The sequence below is a fragment of the Nocardiopsis sp. TRM 82005 genome (assembly GCF_056312425.1).
In genome coordinates, this window is sequence record NZ_JBWDTQ010000055.1 from 1 (window position 1) to 5,014 (window position 5,014).

Annotated in this window: 6 protein-coding genes; 4 read left to right on the forward strand and 2 right to left on the reverse strand. The window is 69.8% G+C overall.

The annotated features are described in order from the left end of the window. Positions 1-212 (reverse strand): ATP-grasp domain-containing protein (locus tag AC0T5L_RS26945; RefSeq protein WP_476168304.1); only part of this gene is annotated, 212 nt, incomplete at its 3' end. A gap of 379 nt (positions 213-591) precedes the next feature. Further along, positions 592-1,002: a cobalamin B12-binding domain-containing protein gene (locus AC0T5L_RS26950; protein ID WP_476168305.1), complete on the reverse strand. Its 411-nt coding sequence runs from the start codon at positions 1,000-1,002 to the stop codon at positions 592-594. A gap of 145 nt (positions 1,003-1,147) precedes the next feature. Between AC0T5L_RS26950 and AC0T5L_RS26955 the strand changes: the two genes are divergently transcribed. From AC0T5L_RS26955 to AC0T5L_RS26970, 4 genes are all read left to right on the forward strand, one after another. Then, entirely contained in the window at positions 1,148-1,501 is a 354-nt protein-coding gene (locus AC0T5L_RS26955) for a hypothetical protein (RefSeq protein WP_476168306.1), read from the forward strand. Positions 1,502-1,558: 57 nt separating this feature from the next. Next, positions 1,559-3,052 carry an AlkA N-terminal domain-containing protein gene (locus AC0T5L_RS26960; RefSeq protein ID WP_476168307.1) on the forward strand — a complete coding sequence of 498 codons (1,494 nt, stop codon included), beginning with the start codon at positions 1,559-1,561 and terminating at the stop codon, positions 3,050-3,052. After that, the gene (locus AC0T5L_RS26965) at positions 3,049-3,630 is read left to right on the forward strand and encodes a methylated-DNA--[protein]-cysteine S-methyltransferase (protein WP_476168308.1); all 582 of its coding nucleotides are present in this window, start codon (positions 3,049-3,051) and stop codon (positions 3,628-3,630) included. Before AC0T5L_RS26960 ends, AC0T5L_RS26965 begins: the two co-directional genes overlap by 4 nt. A gap of 238 nt (positions 3,631-3,868) precedes the next feature. After that, positions 3,869-4,924, forward strand: a complete 1,056-nt coding sequence (locus AC0T5L_RS26970; protein ID WP_476168309.1) for a M23 family metallopeptidase — start codon at positions 3,869-3,871, stop codon at positions 4,922-4,924. Positions 4,925-5,014 lie beyond the last annotated feature (90 nt).

The window sequence follows — 5,014 nt, forward strand, 5'->3', positions numbered from 1 at the left end:
TCCTCAGGACCATCGGCGACCTTCACACCACCGGCCTTGCCACGACCACCGGTCTTGACCTGCGCCTTGACGACGACGCGGGGCTTGTCTGCGGCGGCGAACTCATCAGCGATGGCACGCGCCTCAGCGGCCGTGCTCGCCACCTTTCCCTGGGGTACGGGGACCCCGTACTCTGCGAAGAGTTGCTTCGCCTGGTATTCGAACAGGTCCACGAGGGTCCGTCCTTGTAACTCGCTGGCTCAGGATGTCTACCGGGGTGGCCTCGTCCTGATCGGCTGTGATCCGCTGACACGTGTCACACGACGCAAAGCCCGGTGGGCTGAGCCGCTAGATCGAGATCGCCGCGGCGTTGCCACCCGCGACATGCGCAAAGCTTAGTCGCCCGAAATCCGACAACCGGACACCGGGGCCGTGTCGGCCGGCCCCGTGGCACTCCAAAAGCCGCTCATGAGGCATCGCCGGAGTTCCCGCGTGGGAGAATCTGTGACGAGGGACACGGTGGATAACACCACAAGGCGCCTTTTCGCCCGTGGCGGGACTCTTCGGTGGATGCGACCAACATCACGCACCGATTCCGGGGCGGGGTTCCGGTCAGGCAGCGTGCGCCGGACGGACGTTCTCACGCACCCAGTCGGCGATGTCCGCGGTCGGAGCACCCGGCGTGAAGATCTTGGCCACGCCCATGCGTTCGAGCTCGGCGATGTCGGAATCGGGGATGATCCCGCCCCCGAACACCCGGATGTCCTCGGCGCCGTTCTCCTTCAGCAGCTCCATCACCCGGGAGAACATGGTCATGTGGGCCCCCGAGAGCACGGAGAGCCCGATCGCGTCGGCGTCCTCCTGTAGGGCCGCGGCCACGATCATCTCGGGGGTCTGGCGCAGACCCGTGTAGATGACCTCCACCCCGGCGTCGCGCAGTACGCGGGCCACGATCTTGACACCGCGGTCGTGCCCGTCCAGTCCCGGTTTCGCGACGACGACCCGTGCTGTGCCCTCGGCCATGGCAAACCCCTCACGAACGTTCCCCCGGACGCCCGGTCCTCCTTGTGGGAGGTCCCCGGTGCGCGGGGAGGAGATGATGAACTCGTGTGAAGCGTAACGCAGGTCACTACCGGGTGGCGGGCTCGGGGATGGGTATCTTCCGAGCATGGGAGACGATGTCACCGAATTCGACCAGATCAGCACAGAGAACCTGCGGGAGCGCGCCATCGAACTGGCGCAGCGGCGATGGGACCTGCGCTTCTTCTGGCGACTCCTCGGACTGATCCCGGCCGCCGAGGCGGCCGCGGGCAACGAGGAGGCCAGCGAGGCGAGCGTCGCCCAACTGTCCGGCTTCGTCTACGAGGCGCTGGCCGCCGAGACCGACCCCGAGGTCCAGGAGGCGCTACGCCCGTTCTACGTGCAGTACCTCCTCGAACACGGCGGGACCGCGAAGGACGTGCCCGGCAACGGGGAGCACGGGTCGGAAAGCCGCTCGTCCCCGGAGAACGGGGCCACCTGACCCCTTCGGAGTCGATGTCCGAAAACCGCCAGCTTCTGGTGCGTCCCATCGGCGAACATGGATGTCGTGATGGACGACGACCAGCGCTACCGCGCCGTGCACAGCAGGGACGCCCGCTTCGACGGGGCCTTCTACACGGCCGTGCGCACCACCGGCATCTACTGCCGTCCGAGCTGCCCGGCCGTCACCCCGAAACGGGCCAACACCCGGTTCTTCCCCACCGCCGCGGCCGCGCAGGAATCGGGGTTCCGTGCTTGTAAGCGGTGCCGTCCCGACCTGACCCCGGGCTCTCCGGAGTGGAACCTGCGAGCCGACGCGGTGGGTCGCGCGATGCGACTCATTCAGGACGGCGCCGTGGACCGGGGCGGTGTCGGCGCCCTGGCCGCCGCCCTCGGCTACAGCGAACGCCAGCTCAACCGGCTGCTGTCAGCTGAGGTCGGCGCGGGGCCGCTGGCCCTGGCCCGCACTGAGCGCGCGCAGACCGCGCGGGTGCTTGTGGAGACCACGGACATGCCGATGGCGGACGTGGCCTTCGCGTCCGGGTTCGCGAGTGTGCGCCAGTTCAACGAGACGATGCGGGCGGTGTTCGACCGCTCCCCCACCGAGATGCGCGCCATGGGGCGCGCACCGGCCGCTGGGCGCAGGGAGCCGGGGACGATCACGTTGCGGCTGCCCTACCGGGAGCCGGTCGCTCTGGCGCCGATGCTGCGGTTTCTCGGAGACCGGGCGGTGCCCGGCGTGGAGGAGTACCGTGACGGGGTCTATCGCAGGACGCTTCCGCTGACGCACGGCCCCGGGGTCGTGGAGTTGTCGGCGGGGGCCAGGCCCGGGCACGTGTTGTGCCGTCTACACCTTTCGGAGCCGCGCGACCTGGCCAGCGCGGTGCGCCGCTGCCGCGGGCTGCTCGACCTGGACGCCGATCCGCGCGCGGTCGCCGAGGCTCTGGACGGGGATCCGTTGCTGGGGCCGGTGGCGGCCGCCCACCCGGGGATGCGCTCTCCAGGTCACATGGATCCCGCGGAACTGGCTGTCCGGGCCGTACTGGGGCAGCAGGTGTCGGTGCGCGCCGCCCGCACGTTGGCGGGACGGCTGGTGGAGCGGTTCGGCGAGCCCCTGAAACCCGGCCTGGAGTCACCGGGCGGCGGGCTGACTCACCTGTTCCCCTCCCCGGACGTACTGGCCGACGCCGACCCGGCGGAGTTCTCCCTCCCCGTCGCGAGGGGGAGGGCCCTGTCGGGACTGGCCGAGGCGATCGCCTCGGGCCGGATCGACCTGGGTCCGGGATGCGACCGGGACGAGGCGGAGCGGCGCCTGGTGGAGCTGCGCGGCATCGGTCCGTGGACGGCGGGTTACGTGCGGATGCGGGGCCTGGGTGATCCAGACGTGTTCCTGCACGGGGATCTCGGTGTCCGGTCGGCCCTGGAGAGCAAGGGCAGGAGGGCGACGCCGGCGGCCGCCGCGCGGGACGCCCTGGCGTGGAGCCCGTGGCGGTCCTACGCCACACACCTGCTGTGGGCGTCACTGGTGGAGACAGGAGAGGAACTGGCATGAGCACAGATGAGGGAATGCTGCCGCTGGAGGTGGAGCCGCAGGCCCCGCGAAGGAGGACGACGGCGGAGTTCCGCACCCCCCTGCCCGGACCGACCCGGTACACGACGATGGACTCGCCGGTGGGAGAGCTGACCCTGTTCGGCGACGGCGAGGCGCTGGGCGGTGTGCGCACTCCGGGCAAGGACGGCAGGCCCCGGAGTTCCTCGGAGGGGTGGGTCTTCGATCCGGGGCCGTTCACCGAGGCGGTACGGCAGCTGGAGGCGTACTTCGCGGGGGAGCTGAGCGAGTTCGACCTGCCGCTGGCGCCGGCGGGGACAGAGTGGCAGCTGAACGTGTGGGCGGCTCTGACCACGGTTCCGTACGGGGAGACGGCGAGCTACGGGGAACTCGCCGCGGAGCTGGGGAGGCCGACGGCCTCCCGCGCGGTGGGGATGGCCAACGGACGCAACCCGGTCAGCATCATCGTGCCGTGCCACCGGGTGATCGGTGCGAACGGCTCACTGACCGGCTACGCGGGCGGCCTGGAGCGCAAGCAGTTCCTCCTCGGCCTGGAGAGGAGGGGCTCAGGCGCACGCTGACGCAGCGGCGACCCCGTGCTGCCGGGCCCCGTTCCCCCTCCTGGGGAACGGGGCCCCGTCGAGCGCGCACCGCGGGGGCGCGAAGACGTGGAGCGGGGTTCACGGGTACCGCGTTCCGCCAGTAGAGGCCGCTTCCACCCCTTGTCCAAGTGTCACCGGCTGGTTACTCTGCGGTAGACGCACGATCAAACCTTTGTGCTTTCGTGTTGACCCCCGTTCGCCACCTTCAGGAGCGCCGTTGACCTCCCCCGCTTCCCCCCTCCGCCTCCGGCCCGGAACCCGTGCCAGATGCGCAAGCACACTGACCGTGACAGCGGCAGCCGTCCTGGCCGCCTCCGTCCTCAACGCCCACCCCGTCGCGGCCGACACCGCCCTGGTCGAGGCCGACAACGTCGAGATCACCGTTGACGCCGCCGCTACCGCGGACCTCCTCGGAGAGAGCGCGGGTGCCTCGGCCGAGGACGTCCTGGCCGATGCGGTGATCACCGATGTCCTGGAGTTCCGCGGTTCCGGGATCTCCACGCTCGCCGCGCAGGACCGCGACGTCCGCGTCGACATCCGCGAGTCCTCCGGCGACTCGGCCTTCGGAGTCGCCATCGTGACCGCCCCGATGGGCTCGGACGAGAGTCCGTACGCCTGGCTCTTCTCCGCCGAGTACCGGGGAGGCGACTGGGCGGTCGGTCTGGAGGGCACCGAGGAGTTCTCCTCGATCCTCGCCTCATCGACGCTGCTGGCGGAGGAGGAGCGGGAGACCGTCGCGGTCGCCACCGACCCCGAGGGGGTCACCACCGCCGCCTACACCGGGGTCGGCCTGCCCTTCGCCATCGGTACGTCGCAGATCATGACCAGCGGACCGCACAGCTTCAGCTCCGGTCATCCGTACAGCTCGGTGGACTTCGCAGGCGGTGACGGCGCCGTGCGTGCGGCCCGTGGCGGTTACGCCTACAGCCTGTGCACCGGGTGGACGCGAGTGATCCACGACAACGGTTACTCCACCGACTACTACCACTTGGAGAACTACCAGTGGCTGCCCGGCAACAACGTCGGTACCGGTCACTACCTGGGCAGCCAGGGCAACAGTCTCTGCGCCGGCGGCTCCACGACCGGGGCCCACGTCCACTTCGCCCTGCGTGCCTACAGCGACCCCAACGCTGCGGGGTGGTACGTCGCTCTGCACGGCAGGACCCTGGGCGGCTGGACCTTCGTGGAGGGCGCGGCGTACGGCGGCTACGCCTACCGCAACGGCGTCGGCACCGTGTACCCGGGCGGAGCGATGTACAACTACGGGTTCTAGGAACCTTCTGATTTCACAAATGCACGAGCCCAGGCACAAAAAAGGAGGAGAAGAACCCCGAAAGAGCCCTTCCCCTCCTTAAGAAAAACC

Excerpts from the sequence above, each read along its gene's own strand:
- AC0T5L_RS26950 (WP_476168305.1), bottom strand. The coding sequence starts at position 1,002 with ATGGCCGAGGGCACAGCACGGGTCGTCGTCGCGAAACCGGGACTGGAC.
- AC0T5L_RS26955 (WP_476168306.1), top strand. The coding sequence starts at position 1,148 with ATGGGAGACGATGTCACCGAATTCGACCAGATCAGCACAGAGAACCTG.
- AC0T5L_RS26960 (WP_476168307.1), top strand. The coding sequence starts at position 1,559 with ATGGATGTCGTGATGGACGACGACCAGCGCTACCGCGCCGTGCACAGC.
- AC0T5L_RS26965 (WP_476168308.1), top strand. The coding sequence starts at position 3,049 with ATGAGCACAGATGAGGGAATGCTGCCGCTGGAGGTGGAGCCGCAGGCC.